The 13,864-nt window shown below is 58.8% G+C and carries 7 protein-coding genes, 3 rRNA genes and 1 pseudogene (1 of these 11 only partly in view); 6 read left to right on the forward strand and 5 right to left on the reverse strand.

What is annotated here, in order from left to right:
* Positions 1–8: 8 nt before the first annotated feature.
* Positions 9–3,401, forward strand: coding sequence for an amino acid adenylation domain-containing protein (locus tag AB4N47_RS22350; protein WP_341638304.1), 3,393 nt, complete (start codon positions 9–11; stop codon positions 3,399–3,401).
* 22 nt (positions 3,402–3,423) lie between these two features.
* Positions 3,424–3,891, forward strand: coding sequence for an SRPBCC family protein (locus AB4N47_RS22355; protein ID WP_341638303.1), 468 nt, complete (start codon positions 3,424–3,426; stop codon positions 3,889–3,891).
* A 126-nt stretch (positions 3,892–4,017) separates the two neighbouring features.
* Here the strand turns inward: AB4N47_RS22355 and AB4N47_RS22360 are convergent, their stop codons facing one another.
* Both AB4N47_RS22360 and AB4N47_RS22365 read right to left on the reverse strand, forming a co-directional pair.
* Positions 4,018–4,803, reverse strand: coding sequence for a methyl-accepting chemotaxis protein (locus AB4N47_RS22360; protein ID WP_370593577.1), 786 nt, complete (start codon positions 4,801–4,803; stop codon positions 4,018–4,020).
* Positions 4,804–4,872: 69 nt separating this feature from the next.
* Positions 4,873–5,949 (reverse strand): annotated as a pseudogene (locus tag AB4N47_RS22365) (HAMP domain-containing protein); the annotation flags it as partial.
* Between the two features lie 262 nt (positions 5,950–6,211).
* Here AB4N47_RS22365 and AB4N47_RS22370 point away from each other — a divergent pair.
* The 4 genes from AB4N47_RS22370 (at position 6,212) to AB4N47_RS22385 (ending at position 11,555) form a co-directional block, all read left to right on the forward strand.
* A complete protein-coding gene (locus AB4N47_RS22370) occupies positions 6,212–6,712 on the forward strand; it encodes a sigma-70 family RNA polymerase sigma factor (RefSeq protein ID WP_341638302.1) in 501 nt (166 codons plus the stop codon).
* The gene (locus AB4N47_RS22375; RefSeq protein WP_341638301.1) at positions 6,712–7,713 is read left to right on the forward strand and encodes a FecR family protein; all 1,002 of its coding nucleotides are present in this window, start codon (positions 6,712–6,714) and stop codon (positions 7,711–7,713) included. The genes AB4N47_RS22370 and AB4N47_RS22375 overlap by 1 nt, the downstream gene beginning before the upstream one ends.
* Before the next feature lie 86 nt (positions 7,714–7,799).
* Entirely contained in the window at positions 7,800–10,301 is a 2,502-nt protein-coding gene (locus AB4N47_RS22380; RefSeq protein ID WP_341638300.1) for a TonB-dependent siderophore receptor, read from the forward strand.
* 75 nt (positions 10,302–10,376) lie between these two features.
* Complete coding sequence (locus AB4N47_RS22385) at positions 10,377–11,555, forward strand: PepSY-associated TM helix domain-containing protein (protein ID WP_341638299.1); 1,179 nt, start codon at positions 10,377–10,379, stop codon at positions 11,553–11,555.
* A gap of 66 nt (positions 11,556–11,621) precedes the next feature.
* Here the strand turns inward: AB4N47_RS22385 and rrf (AB4N47_RS22390) are convergent.
* From rrf (AB4N47_RS22390) to AB4N47_RS22400, 3 genes are all read right to left on the reverse strand, one after another.
* Positions 11,622–11,737, reverse strand: a 5S ribosomal RNA gene (gene rrf / locus AB4N47_RS22390).
* Between the two features lie 105 nt (positions 11,738–11,842).
* A 5S ribosomal RNA gene (gene rrf / locus AB4N47_RS22395) occupies positions 11,843–11,958 on the reverse strand.
* 156 nt (positions 11,959–12,114) lie between these two features.
* Positions 12,115–13,864: ribosomal RNA gene (locus AB4N47_RS22400) — 23S ribosomal RNA — on the reverse strand; it runs 1,144 nt beyond the window's last position.

Consider the following 13,864-nt stretch of genomic DNA (forward strand, 5'->3'; position numbering starts at 1 on the left):
AGGCTGACATGAAACGTCTCGACATTTTGCTCACCGGCGCCAGCCAGGCGATGACCGACCTGGCCCGGGAACTCGAACAGCACGGCCATGCACTGACCCGCAGCGGCGCCACTCAAGCGGCGGTGGATCTGATCATCGACGATGGCTTTATCGCTGCCGGCGATTTCTGCGCGATCCCGCATCTGCACCTGCGCCTGGGTATCGCCGCGCAAGACCATGGCGGCCTGCCGACCCTCGACTTGCTATGCTTCCTCGGCTCGTCGCTGATCAGCCGCGTACCCATCGGCGATGAGCCGTCCGGCAACGGTCAGTCGCTACGCCAACGAGCGCTTGCCCATGTGGTCGACGAAGTGGCGTTGCTGGTCAGCCGCTTTTCCCGCGATGCCGATTATTTGAGGCATGCCCCGGTCCTCAAAGCGCCGGATTTCGAACGCCTGGAAGATCTGCTGTTTCTCGACAAACTGGCGTATGTCCACCGTCTCAACGACACGGCAAATCCGGCGCTGCTGGAGCAGGCGCAAATCCCGCTGATCGAGCGTCTGCAACAAAGCCTGATCGAGCATGCGGAACGACCGGCGCTGCACCTCGGCGGACAGTCCATCAGCTACCGCCAATTGCACGCCCACAGCCGGGCGATCCAGCAGCGGTTGCTGCCCTTGCTCGAGCAACATCCGCAGCCGTGGGTGGTCGCTGTCTGTCAAGGCAAAAGCCCGGCACTGTTCGCCTCGATTCTGGCGATTCTCGGCAGCGGCGCGGTGTACTTGCCGCTGGAGCCGAGCCATCCTTTGCAGCGCCAGCAATACATCCTGGAAAACGCCGGCGCGGTGCTGTTGCTTCACGATGGACAACAGGCGCTCAGCGAGTCGATAGCGGGGCTGGATGTCAGTGACATCGAGGCGCCGAACGCCGATCTCGGCCGGCCGCTGATGCTGCACCGGCCCGAGCTCAATGCACCGTGCATGGCGCTCTACACCTCGGGCACCACTGGGCATCCGAAAGGCGTGCTGCTCAGCCAGGCCAATCTCGCCCACTTCACCGCGTGGTACGCCGACTACGTGCAGTTGCACGCCGGAAGCCGGGTGTTGCAGTTCTCTTCGCTAAGCTTCGATTCGTCACTGATCGACATCTTCCCCAGCCTGCTCGCAGGGGCGGAACTGATCGTGCCCGACGACACCCAGCGCCGCGATCCTTTGCAGCTGGTTGCGCTGATTCGCCGGCGGCAACTGACCCACGCCTTCCTGCCGCCGGCGCTGTTGAGCATCCTGCCGCTGGAGCAACTGGAGGGCGTGCAGGTGATGACCGGCGGTGATGTCTGCGAGCCGTACGTCATCGAGCAACTGACCCGCCAAGGCACCCTGCACAACCTGTATGGCCCGACCGAAGCCACCGTGCTGATCACCGCGCGCCAGCTCAAACCGGGCGACAGCAACCGCACGCTGGGAGGGCCGATCGCCAACAGTCGGGTGCTGATTCTCGACGACGATCTGCAACCGGTGCCCGATCAAACCGTCGGTGAGCTGTTCATCGTCGGCCCCGGTGTCTGCCTCGGTTACCTGAACAATCCGCAGCAGACCGCCGAGCGCTATCTGAGCCTGTCACTGCCCGGCGGCGAAACCCTGCGCGCCTACCGCAGCGGCGACATGGCCAAGTGGGGCGAGCACGGTATCGAGCTGTGCGGGCGGCGCGACAATCAGGTGAAAATCCGTGGCTTCCGCGTCGAGCCGGAAGAGATCGAGCGCTGCCTGCGCGAGAGCCGCTTGTATCGGCAGATTGCCGTGGTCATCGACAGTCAGCGGCGCATTCTGGCGTTTATCGCCCAGCCACAGACCGAGACTGCCCGCGACGCATTGAAGGCTCACGCCCGGCAGTTTCTGCCGGACTACATGCAACCGGGAGCGTGGACCGAACTGGCGCAGATGCCGTTCGCCAGTAACGGCAAAGTCGATCGCAAGGCGCTGTTGGCATTGCCGGTGACGGTCCAGGACAGCGCTGCGAAATGCCTGCCGGCCAATGCTGACGAAGCGCTGCTGTTGGAGATCTGGGCAGAATTGCTGGAACTGCCGACCAGCGACATTTCCACTGACGAAAGCTTCTTCAATCTCGGCGGACATTCGATTCTGCTGTCGCGGATGTTGCTGCGCTTGCGTGAGGAATTCGGCCGAAGCATTTCGATCAATCGCTTCATCGAACTGCCCACGATCAGCAAACTGTCGACGCTGGTGCGCGGCACCGATGACAGCGCCGTGCTCAGCGCTCAGGCCATGGCCGACGCCGAGCGCGCGCTGGACATCGAACCGCTGCCGATCAGCCGCATGGGCGATGTGCACAAGGTCATCGTCACCGGTGCCAACAGTTTTGTCGGCGTGCACATCGTCGAAGCGCTGCTCGGTTGGGGCGCCAGCGAAGTGGCCTGTCTGGTGCGCGACGGCGCCGGGCATACGGCGGCGCAACGCTTCGCTCAGGCACTGCGCGAAAACCGGCTGGAGCACCTCGACCTGAGCCGTGTGCGGGTTTACGCAGCTGATATCAGCCGTCCGCAACTGGGCCTGGGCGATGAGGACTATCAGCGCCTGGATCGCGAGTTCGGCGCGCTGGTGCACAACGCCGCCAACGTCAACCACGTGCTCGATTACGAGTCCCTGGCGGCGGACAACGTCGAACCGATATTTGCCCTGCTGAAGCTGTGCGAAGGGCAGCGCAAAAAGGTCTTCAACTTCGTCTCGACCCTGTCGGCATCCAGCACCGTGGACGACACCGGTCGAGTGCTGGAACTGCCCGCCGCCGCGACGCCGCCGATCTATATTCGCAACGGCTACAACCTGTCGAAGTGGGTCGGCGAACGCATCCTCGAACGGGCGCGCGAGCGCGGTGTACGGGTCAACCTTTATCGCCCTGGCAACATCAGTTTCAACAGCCTCAGCGGCGTTTGCCAGCCGCATAAAAACCGTTTGATGCTGATGCTCAAAGGCTCGATCCAGCTCGGACAGGTGCCGGCCTTCGCGCTGAATTTCGACCTGATGCCGGTGGACTTTCTCGCCCGCTTCATCGCCTTCCATGCCAGCCGTTATTCAGCGCAACGCTCAGTGTTCAATCTGCACAATCCCGAGCCGCTGAGCTGGGATGCCTACGTCGCTTCGTTCCGCGAAACCGGCAGCGAGTTTTCGCTGGTCAGCGTCGCCGACTGGCAGCAGCAACTGAACCGAGTCGACGCCGACAACGCGCTGTTCGGCGTGCTCGGCTTCTACCTCAACGGCTTCGAAGAAGACATCGGCGACATCTCCCTTATCGGTCACGCCAACGCCGAGGCCGGCGTGCGGCAGATGGGCGCGCACTACCCACAGAAATCCCCGGCGCTGCTGCGTCGCGGCTGCGACTACCTGAAAGAAATCAACTTCATCTGACTCATCAACAAGGAGCAACACCATGAGCAATCTGCAACCCGACACCCTGATCAAAAACCCGCAAGGCTGCCACGTTGTGTCGTCGGTGGAAGTGCCGGCGGACGCGGCACAAGTCTGGGCGATCGTTGGCGATTTCGCTGGCTTCGAACGATTCATTCCGGCGCTGTCGCACACCGAAATGACCGGCGAGGGCGTGTCATCGCTGCGCAAGAAAATCTTCAAGGACGGCAACGTCGTGGTCGAACAACTCAACTCGCGCGATGAACAGGCGCGGCGCATGACCTGGACGACGATTTACAACACGTTGGGGGTGGCGAACCTGTGGGCGGCGATGCAGGTGGAGTCGCTGAGCGCAGGGAAGTCGCGAGCGACCTGGACGATCATTGCCGAACCGGCTGCGGGTGGGGATGAAGCATTATCGGGGTTCAGGGATTTTGTGCAGGGGTTTGCCGATGATGCGATGGGCAATGTGCTGAAGCTGTTTGTCTAAGGCTTAGGCTTTGCGGTGATCGTCAGACCGCTTTCGCGAGCAGGCTCGCTCCCACATTTGGAATGCATTTCCCTGTGGGAGCGAGCCTGCTCGCGAAGAACGATAACGCGGTCTGCGATCTGTGAATCAGATCTTGAAACTGTCGACCAACTGCTTCAACCGGTTCGCCTGCTGCGACAACGCATCACAATCCTTCAACGTTTCGTTGAGGTTGGCCACGCTCTGCTGGTTCAGCAGGTTGATCTGGTTGACGTCGACGTTCAGCGTTTCCACCACCGCCGTCTGCTCTTCAGTCGCAGCGGCCACCGACTGGTTCATACCGTCGATTTCGCCGATGCGCTGGGTCACGCTGACCAGACGCAGACCGGCCTGATTCGCCACTTCCACGCTCTGCTCGCTGGACGCCTGACTGGCGTTCATCGTGCTCACCGCTTCGCGCGAGCCGACCTGCAGCGAGGTGATCATCTTGTGGATCTCTTCCGCCGATTCCTGGGTGCGATGCGCCAGGTTGCGCACCTCATCGGCGACCACGGCAAAACCGCGCCCGGCTTCACCGGCACGCGCAGCCTCGATGGCAGCGTTGAGCGCCAGCAGGTTGGTCTGCTGCGAGATGCCTTTGATCACATCGAGAATGTGGCCAATGTTGTCGGTGCTCGCGTTCAGGGTTTCGATCTGCGTGCACGACAGGCTGATCTTCTGCGACAGCTCGGTCATCGCCTGAATGGTTTGCTCGACCACCTGACGACCATCATCGGCCTGCTCGGAAGCGCCACTGGCGTGCTGCGAAGCATCCGCGGCGTTGCGCGCGATCTCCTGAGTGGCGGCGCCCAGCTGATTGATCGCCGCCGCGACGCTGTTGGTGCGCGCACTTTGCTCGTCGGAACCGACGATCGAAGCGTTGGACGAAGCCATCACCCGTTGCGACAGGTCATGTACGTGACGGGTCGCCGACGACACTTCGGAAATCGATGCGTGAATCCGTTCAACGAACTGGTTGAACGCGCTGCCCAGCTCACCAAACTCGTCTTTGCTCTCGACCACAAGACGGCGGGTCAGATCGCCCTCGCCCTGGGCGATATCTTTCATCGCGCGGCCCATCGTGGTCAGTGGACGCATCAGGACGTTGATCAACAGGCTCAGCAGCAGCGCAATCGCCGCGACCGCGACAAACATGGCGATCAGCGCCGAGGTGCGGAATTGGCTGAGTGCGGCGTAGGCCTTGTCGCGATCGATCGACAGACCGATGTACCACTGCGCATTCGGCAGATCGCTGACCGGGGTGAACGAGAGAATGCGTTCCTGGCCGTTGAGCACCACGTTCTGGTTGCCCTTCTCGATGCGCACGCTGGTGTTCGGGTAGATGTCCTTGAGGTTTTTCATTACCTGATCTTTGTCCGGGCTGACGATCACCTGACCGTCGGCACTGACCAGAAACGCATGGCCGAGGCCACCGAAGTCCACCGAGTTGATGATCTTCACCAGGGTTTCCAGGCTCAGGTCACCACCGACCACACCGAGCAATTCACCGTCCTTCTTCACCGGCATGGCGATGGTCACCACCAGGCCACCGACGGCCGCCATGTACGGCGGGGTCAGCATGGTTTTATCGGCGGCCACGGCCTGCTTGTACCAAGGCCGCTGACGCGGATCGTAACCGTCCGGCATCTTCGCATCGGGGCGCTGGGTGAAGACACCGTTGGCCTGCCCGACATAAGTGAACTGGAAGTTCGACGTGAAGGCCGGTTGATCGACAAGACCCGGCAAGTCGGCATTCCTGCCTTGATGGGCAACGTTCTGCGCGAGGTTTTCCAGCACCAGAATCCGCCCGCTCATCCAGTTCTGCACGCTGCTGGCGGTGAGGTCACCGGCCTGTTGCACGGAGGACTGCAGGTTCTGTCGAATGGTGTTTCGCTGCAGATAATCGTTGTAGAGCGTGAACAACGCGAACGCCAGGACCACGACGCCCGAAGCGGCCAGGAGGATTTTATGGCTGAACTTGAGATTCATTTCATGGGACTTCTTATGCCAAAAGTGGGGATGCGTTTCCGGATGCAACATTCCATGTACGGCGCAGGCAGCGTTCTTCTGGCCGCTCTACTTTGGTGCACGCATTTCTCACCAGTCTGTCGGCCAGCGGCGGAGAAATCTTAGGGGCGCGTGAGAAATGGACGGGGTTTGTGCAGGATTCCCGCCGAACGGCGTGGCAGAGCGGCTGCGAGGGAATTTTTCGCATCGACATGGGGGGCGACAGTTGCAAAATCTGTAACCCTTGATGACAATGCGACTAATTATCATTTGTGACGTTCGGGCTGGCGTGGTCATGTCTTCTCCTGAGTTGGTCGTACAGGCGCTTTACGGTAGTCATCACGGCTGGCTCAACGCTTGGCTGCGCGCGCGGCTGGGCAACGCAGCGGATGCAGCGGATCTGGCTCAGGACACTTTCCTGCGCCTGCTGCAACGTACCGAACGCCTCGAACTGAAAGCGCCCCGAGCTTTCCTGCGAACCATCGCGCGCGGTCTGGTGATCGATCATTGGCGCCGCGAGGAAATCGAGCGGGCCTATCTGGAGACCATTGCTCACTTGCCTGAAGGCGAAGTACCTGACGCCGAATCGCGCGCGTTGGTCCTGGAACTGCTGGAAAGCATTGCGCGCATGCTCGAAGGACTTAAGCCGAAAGTGTGTCAGGCGTTTCTCCTGGCGCAGTGCGAAGGTTTGACTCACAAACAGATCGCCGAGCAGTTGGGCGTATCGGTACGTTCTGTGGAACGCTACGTCGCCGATGCGCTGTATCACTGCTATGTGTTGCGGTATGAAAACTGATGCCTGTGGATAACCTCTCACTCGCTCGCCGCGTCGAACCGCGCCAACACGTGGTCAAGCAAGCGATTCACTGGCTGCTGCGACTGCGCAACAACCACGGCAATTCGCGGCTGACTCGCCAATGCGAGCAGTGGCGCGCCGAGCATCACGAACATGAAATCGCCTGGCAGCGGGTGCAGTCGCTGCAAGCCGAATTGAGCTCCAGTCTGCGCGCCGTGCCGGGTGCGCAGGTCGCTTTCAACACCTTGGAAAACAGTGCGCAGGGGCTAGGCCGACGCCAGGCCTTGAAGTTGTTGTCGGGCGCGCTGTTGATGGGCTCCGCCGCGTGGCTGGCCAAGGACAGCGCCGCCTGGCAGCAATGGTGTGCCGACTACGCGACGGCGACCGGCGAACGGCGCGGTTTTCAGTTGCCCGACGGCACGCGGATCGAACTCAACACCGCCAGCGCCGTGGATCTGGACTACACCGCGCAGCAACGTCTGATCAAACTGAGCCGTGGCGAAATCATCGTTACCTGCGGCGGCTCTGACGAGGGCGCGGCGGCCGATCGACCGCTGCGCGTACAGAATCGCCACGGCAGTTATGCGCCGGTCGATGCGCGTTTCATTTTGCGTCAGGAAGAACAGTGCACGCGGCTCAGCGTTACTCGTGGCCGAGTGTTGGTTCGCGCTGGCGGTCTTTCCCTCGAAGCACTCGCCGGACAGAGTTTTCTGGTCGATCAAAGCGGTTTGCGCGCAGCGCCGACGCCGGATATGGATGCGGGCGCCTGGCTCGACGGTTTGATTGTCACGCGCAATATGCGGCTGGGTGACTTCCTCGCTGAAGTCGGCCGTTATCGCCCGGGTTATCTCAATTGTTCGGCGGAGGTCGCAGACCTGCGCCTTTCTGGGGTGTTCCGTCTGGAGGACACCGACAGGCTGCTGGCGGTCCTGCCGCAAACGCTGCCGGTGCAATTGCGTTATCGCACCCGCTGGTGGGTGACCCTGGAACGTGCGGTGTGATTATTTTTGGCGGGTTTCCGCAGGCAGTCCGGCTTAGTCAGTAAGCACTTCAACTCAGCCCCCGCGACTGCCTACGGAAATCCACAATGACTGTCCGCGCCATTTGTAAGAACCCTCTGAATTTCACTGCAGAATCGACACTACTGCGCCATGCGGTTCGGGCGGCACTGCTGACCACCGCGCTGGGCGTCAGCGTATTACCGAGCCTGAGTCTGGCCGCCAACACCGGCACCGAGATCAGCCACCGCTACAACATTGCTGCCGGACCATTGGGCGAAGCGTTGAATCAGTTTGCCCGGCAGGCCGGCATCACCCTGGCGATGACGCCGCAACAGACTCAAGGTCAGCAATCTCCCGGCGTGCAGGGTGAATATTCGACCGACCAGGCCTTGAGCCATTTGCTCGGCGGCTCAGGGCTGGAAGCAGTCAGCCAGGACGGCAGCAGTTACATCCTGCGTCCACTGGCTGAAAGCGAAGCACTGGCCTTGCCGACCACCGACATCAAAGGTTTCGCCCTCGGCAACGCGCTGGGCAGCATGGCCGGCTACAACGCCACGCACAGCCAGATCGCCACCAAGACCAGTACCGCCCTGCTGGAAACTTCGCAAAGCGTGTCCGTGGTCACACGCGAGCAAATGGATGACCAAGGCTCGCAGACCGTCTCGCAAGCGATGCGCTACACCCCGGGTGTGCTGACCAACCCGTATGGCGCTACGCACCGTTACGACTACGTGGCGATGCGTGGTTTCAACGACGGCTCGGTGGATAACATCTACCTCGACGGCCTCAAGTCGATGGGCGACAGCGGCACTTACAGCACCATGCAGGTCGATCCGTATTTCCTTGAGCGTGTGGACATTCTCAAAGGCCCGTCGTCCGTGCTGTACGGCCGTAGCTCGCCCGGCGGTCTGGTCGCGCTGACCAGCAAAAAACCGTTGTACGAGGCTTATCATCAGGTTCAGGCCACAGTAGGGACGCAAGGCCAGCGTGGGGTTGGTTTTGACTTCAGCGGTCCGGTCGATGACGACAAGCGCATTGCCTATCGTCTGACCGGATTGAGCGATCAGTCCGACACGCAATTCGATCACAACAAGGAAAAACGCTTCGCCCTTGCGCCGACGCTGAGCATCGATTTCAGCGAAGACACCTCGCTGACTCTGCAAGCCTATCTGCAGCACGATCCGGAAGGCGGCTATCACGGCGGCGTTCCGGCGGACGGCACGATCCATCAGCGCAATGGCGAGCGCATCTCGCCGCGCTTCTTCGAGGGCGAGCCGGGGATCGACGGCTACTCCCGTGACCAGCAATCGTTCGGCTATCAGTTCGAACATCGTTTCAACGACGTCTTCACCGCTCGGCAGAACTTCCGCTATCTCGATTCCAAAGTGAACATGGATCAGGTCTACGCCTATGGCTGGACCACCCCGACCAGCAATGAACTGAACCGCTATTACACCGGCGGTGATGAGCGCCTGCATGCGTTCATCGTCGACAACATGTTGCAGGCCGAATTCTTCACCGGCGCCACCAAGCACACGGTGCTGATGGGCGCGGATTATCAACGGCGCAAAACCGTGGTCGACTGGACCAGCGGTGGGCTCGCGCCGATCAATGCGTTCAATCCGGTGTATGGCAATTCGGCGATCGAAATGTACGGCGACACCAGCTATCTGCGCCGTCTGGAGCAGACCGGTGTGTATCTGCAAGACCTGATCGAGATGGACAAGTGGCGCTTCTCGCTGGGCCTGCGTCAGGACTGGGTCGAGACATCCGATGAAAACCGCATCGCCGAAGCGGGGCGGCCGGTGGGTACAGAGATCAATGATCGGCGCACGAAACTCACTGGCCGTGCCGGCGCTTTATACCTGTTTGATAATGGTCTGGCGCCATACATCAGCTACTCCGAGTCGTTTAACCCGAACTCCTATGCCGACAGCGCCGGTAATCCACTCGCCCCTACCGATGGCACACAGTGGGAAGTCGGTTTGAAGTATCAGCCGCCGGGCACCGATAACCTGTTTACCGCCTCGCTGTTCCGCATCGACCAGGAAAACCTCGCGACCAAACTGCCGCAGGAGAACTTCTACCGCGCAGTCGGCGCCGTACGCTCGCAAGGTCTGGAGCTGGAAGCGCACATGCAACTGACCGATAACTTGAAAGTGCTCGGCAGTTACACCTTCACTGATATCGAATATTCCAAATCGATGATCAGCACCTTGAGCACGCCGACCGATGTCATCGAGAACAAGGGCAACTCACCGACTCAGGCGCCGCGACACATGGCCTCGCTGTGGGCTGACTACAAGTTCGACAGCGCCACACTTGATGGGCTGCGCCTGGGTGGTGGGGTGCGCTATGTCGGCTACAGCTGGGCCGATGCGGAGAACACGATGAAGGTGCCGTCTTACACGCTGTTCGATGCCTCGATTGGTTATGACCTGGGCAAGATTGGTTTGAAGGGTGTTGATGTTCGGCTCAACGCGAACAACCTGACCAATGAATCCTATGTCGCGTCCTGCGCCAGTCTGAACTTCTGCTACATGGGCGAAGAACGCAACGTAGCGGCGACCGTCAGCTATCAGTTCTAAAGCTATGTCCTGTGCATAAAAAAGCCAGCCCCTGCTATCAGGGGCTGGCTTTGTCGTTTCTTCGGGGTGTTTTGTATGCGTGCGTTTCTGGTTTTGTTGCATCGGTACATTGGCTTGGCCACTGCGACGTTTTTATTGTTGGCCGGGCTGACCGGCAGTGTGCTGGCGTTCAATCACGAACTGGATGAATGGCTGAATCCGCAGTTCTACGAGGCGACGTCAGTGGGTGAGCGCTTGTCGCCGGGCGCGTTGGTAGATGCAGTGCAGACTGCACATCCGAAACTGCAAGTCTGGTACATGGAGTATCCCCATGAGACGGGGCATACGACGCTGCTGGCGGCCGTTCCTCGTAAAGATCCAGCAACGGGTCAGCCGTTCAATGAACGTAATCAGGTGTTTTATCTGGACCCGGTCAGCGCGGAGCAAAAAGGCGCGCGCTACTGGGGTGAATGCTGTTTTCAACGAGAGAACTTCATCCCGTTCATTCTGGAGTTTCACTACAACCTGACATTGCCCGGCAACTGGGGATTGCTCTTGATGGGTGGGGTGGCCATCGCGTGGGTGATCGACTGCTTTGTCGCATTGTTCCTGACCTTGCCGCGTGGCAAGCCATTCTGGAAGAAGTGGGCGACCGCGTGGAAGGTCAAAGGCGGGCATGCCTACCGCTTGAACTTCGATCTGCATCGCGCCGGAGGATTGTGGCTGTGGTTACTGCTGTTACCGATCGCCGTCAGTAGCGTGGCGATGAACTTGCCAAGCCAAGTGTTCAAGCCTGCAGTTTCGTTGTTTTCGCCCATCGAGCCGAGCGTTTATGAAGCCAGAGGACGAATGCCCGCCAATCAACTGGGGACGACACAGTTGAGTTATCAACAGGCGTACGAAAGGGCATTGCAGGAAGGGAAACGATTAGGACTGACGGCGGCAATCGGCGAGTTGTATTACAGCTTTGAGTACAACTTCTACGGCGCAGGGTTTGGACAGCACGATACGGACGCACACGGTAAATCCTGGTTGTTTTTTCACGGTACCGATGGCCGATTATTGGGACAGGAGATCGCGGGACAGGGCACGCTTGGAGAGCAGTTCTATCGACTTCAGTTGCCGATACATGGAGGACGGATCATCGGGGTGACAGGGCAGGTAATGATCGCGGTGCTGGGTGTGTTGATTGCGGGGTTATCAGGGACGGGAGTTTATATCTGGTGGCGCAAGTGGCAGGCAAGACGCAGCAGCAAGAGTCGCAGAACGGCCTGATCTTTCGTACACGCTTAAATGACAAAACCCCTGTCTGCGTTAGCAGACAGGGGTTTCGGAATTCAATCTTGACGATGACCTACTCTCACATGGGGAAACCCCACACTACCATCGGCGATACATCGTTTCACTGCTGAGTTCGGGATGGGATCAGGTGGTTCCAATGTTCTATGGTCGTCAAGAAATTCTTTATCTGGCCCGTCAACACGGTAACAAGCCAGCAAAAACAGGAACTTCTACTAAAACAAAACCCCAACTGCTTTCGCAATTGGGGTTTCGGAATTTAATCTTGACGATGACCTACTCTCACATGGGGAAACCCCACACTACCATCGGCGATGCATCGTTTCACTGCTGAGTTCGGGATGGGATCAGGTGGTTCCAACGCTCTATGGTCGTCAAGAAATTCGGGTACTGACTCGTGACCAGATGGCCTCGCTTCAGCAAATTGGGTATGTGACAGCTTTCGGTGTTTGTGCGCTTCGAACTTTCGGTTCGTTTCGTCTTCACACACCGCAATCTGGTGCCTTCTCAGGTCAGCAAATTGCTTGGGTGTTATATGGTCAAGCCTCACGGGCAATTAGTATTGGTTAGCTCAACGCCTCACAGCGCTTACACACCCAACCTATCAACGTCGTAGTCTTCGACGGCCCTTCAGGGAACTCAAGGTTCCAGTGAGATCTCATCTTGAGGCAAGTTTCCCGCTTAGATGCTTTCAGCGGTTATCTTTCCCGAACATAGCTACCCGGCAATGCCACTGGCGTGACAACCGGAACACCAGAGGTTCGTCCACTCCGGTCCTCTCGTACTAGGAGCAGCCCCTCTCAAATCTCAAACGTCCACGGCAGATAGGGACCGAACTGTCTCACGACGTTCTAAACCCAGCTCGCGTACCACTTTAAATGGCGAACAGCCATACCCTTGGGACCGGCTTCAGCCCCAGGATGTGATGAGCCGACATCGAGGTGCCAAACACCGCCGTCGATATGAACTCTTGGGCGGTATCAGCCTGTTATCCCCGGAGTACCTTTTATCCGTTGAGCGATGGCCCTTCCATACAGAACCACCGGATCACTAAGACCTACTTTCGTACCTGCTCGACGTGTCTGTCTCGCAGTCAAGCGCGCTTTTGCCTTTATACTCTACGACCGATTTCCGACCGGTCTGAGCGCACCTTCGTACTCCTCCGTTACTCTTTAGGAGGAGACCGCCCCAGTCAAACTACCCACCATACACTGTCCTCGATCCGGATAACGGACCTGAGTTAGAACCTCAAAGTTGCCAGGGTGGTATTTCAAGGATGGCTCCACGCGAACTGGCGTCCACGCTTCAAAGCCTCCCACCTATCCTACACAAGCAAATTCAAAGTCCAGTGCAAAGCTATAGTAAAGGTTCACGGGGTCTTTCCGTCTAGCCGCGGATACACTGCATCTTCACAGCGATTTCAATTTCACTGAGTCTCGGGTGGAGACAGCGCCGCCATCGTTACGCCATTCGTGCAGGTCGGAACTTACCCGACAAGGAATTTCGCTACCTTAGGACCGTTATAGTTACGGCCGCCGTTTACCGGGGCTTCGATCAAGAGCTTCGCGTTAGCTAACCCCATCAATTAACCTTCCGGCACCGGGCAGGCGTCACACCCTATACGTCCACTTTCGTGTTTGCAGAGTGCTGTGTTTTTAATAAACAGTCGCAGCGGCCTGGTATCTTCGACCGGCATGAGCTTACGGAGCAAGTCCTTCACCCTCACCGGCGCACCTTCTCCCGAAGTTACGGTGCCATTTTGCCTAGTTCCTTCACCCGAGTTCTCTCAAGCGCCTTGGTATTCTCTACCCAACCACCTGTGTCGGTTTGGGGTACGGTTCCTGGTTACCTGAAGCTTAGAAGCTTTTCTTGGAAGCATGGCATCAACCACTTCGTCACCCAAAGGGTAACTCGTCATCAGCTCTCGGCCTTAAGATCCCGGATTTACCTAAGATCTCAGCCTACCACCTTAAACTTGGACAACCAACGCCAAGCTGGCCTAGCCTTCTCCGTCCCTCCATCGCAATAACCAGAAGTACAGGAATATTAACCTGTTTTCCATCGACTACGCTTTTCAGCCTCGCCTTAGGGACCGACTAACCCTGCGTCGATTAACGTTGCGCAGGAAACCTTGGTCTTTCGGCGTGGGTGTTTTTCACACCCATTGTCGTTACTCATGTCAGCATTCGCACTTCTGATACCTCCAGCAAGCTTCTCAACTCACCTTCACAGGCTTACAGAACGCTCCTCTACCGCATCACCCGAAGGTGATACCCGTAGCTTCG

The sequence above is a fragment of the Pseudomonas sp. S3_G06 genome (assembly GCF_054667565.1).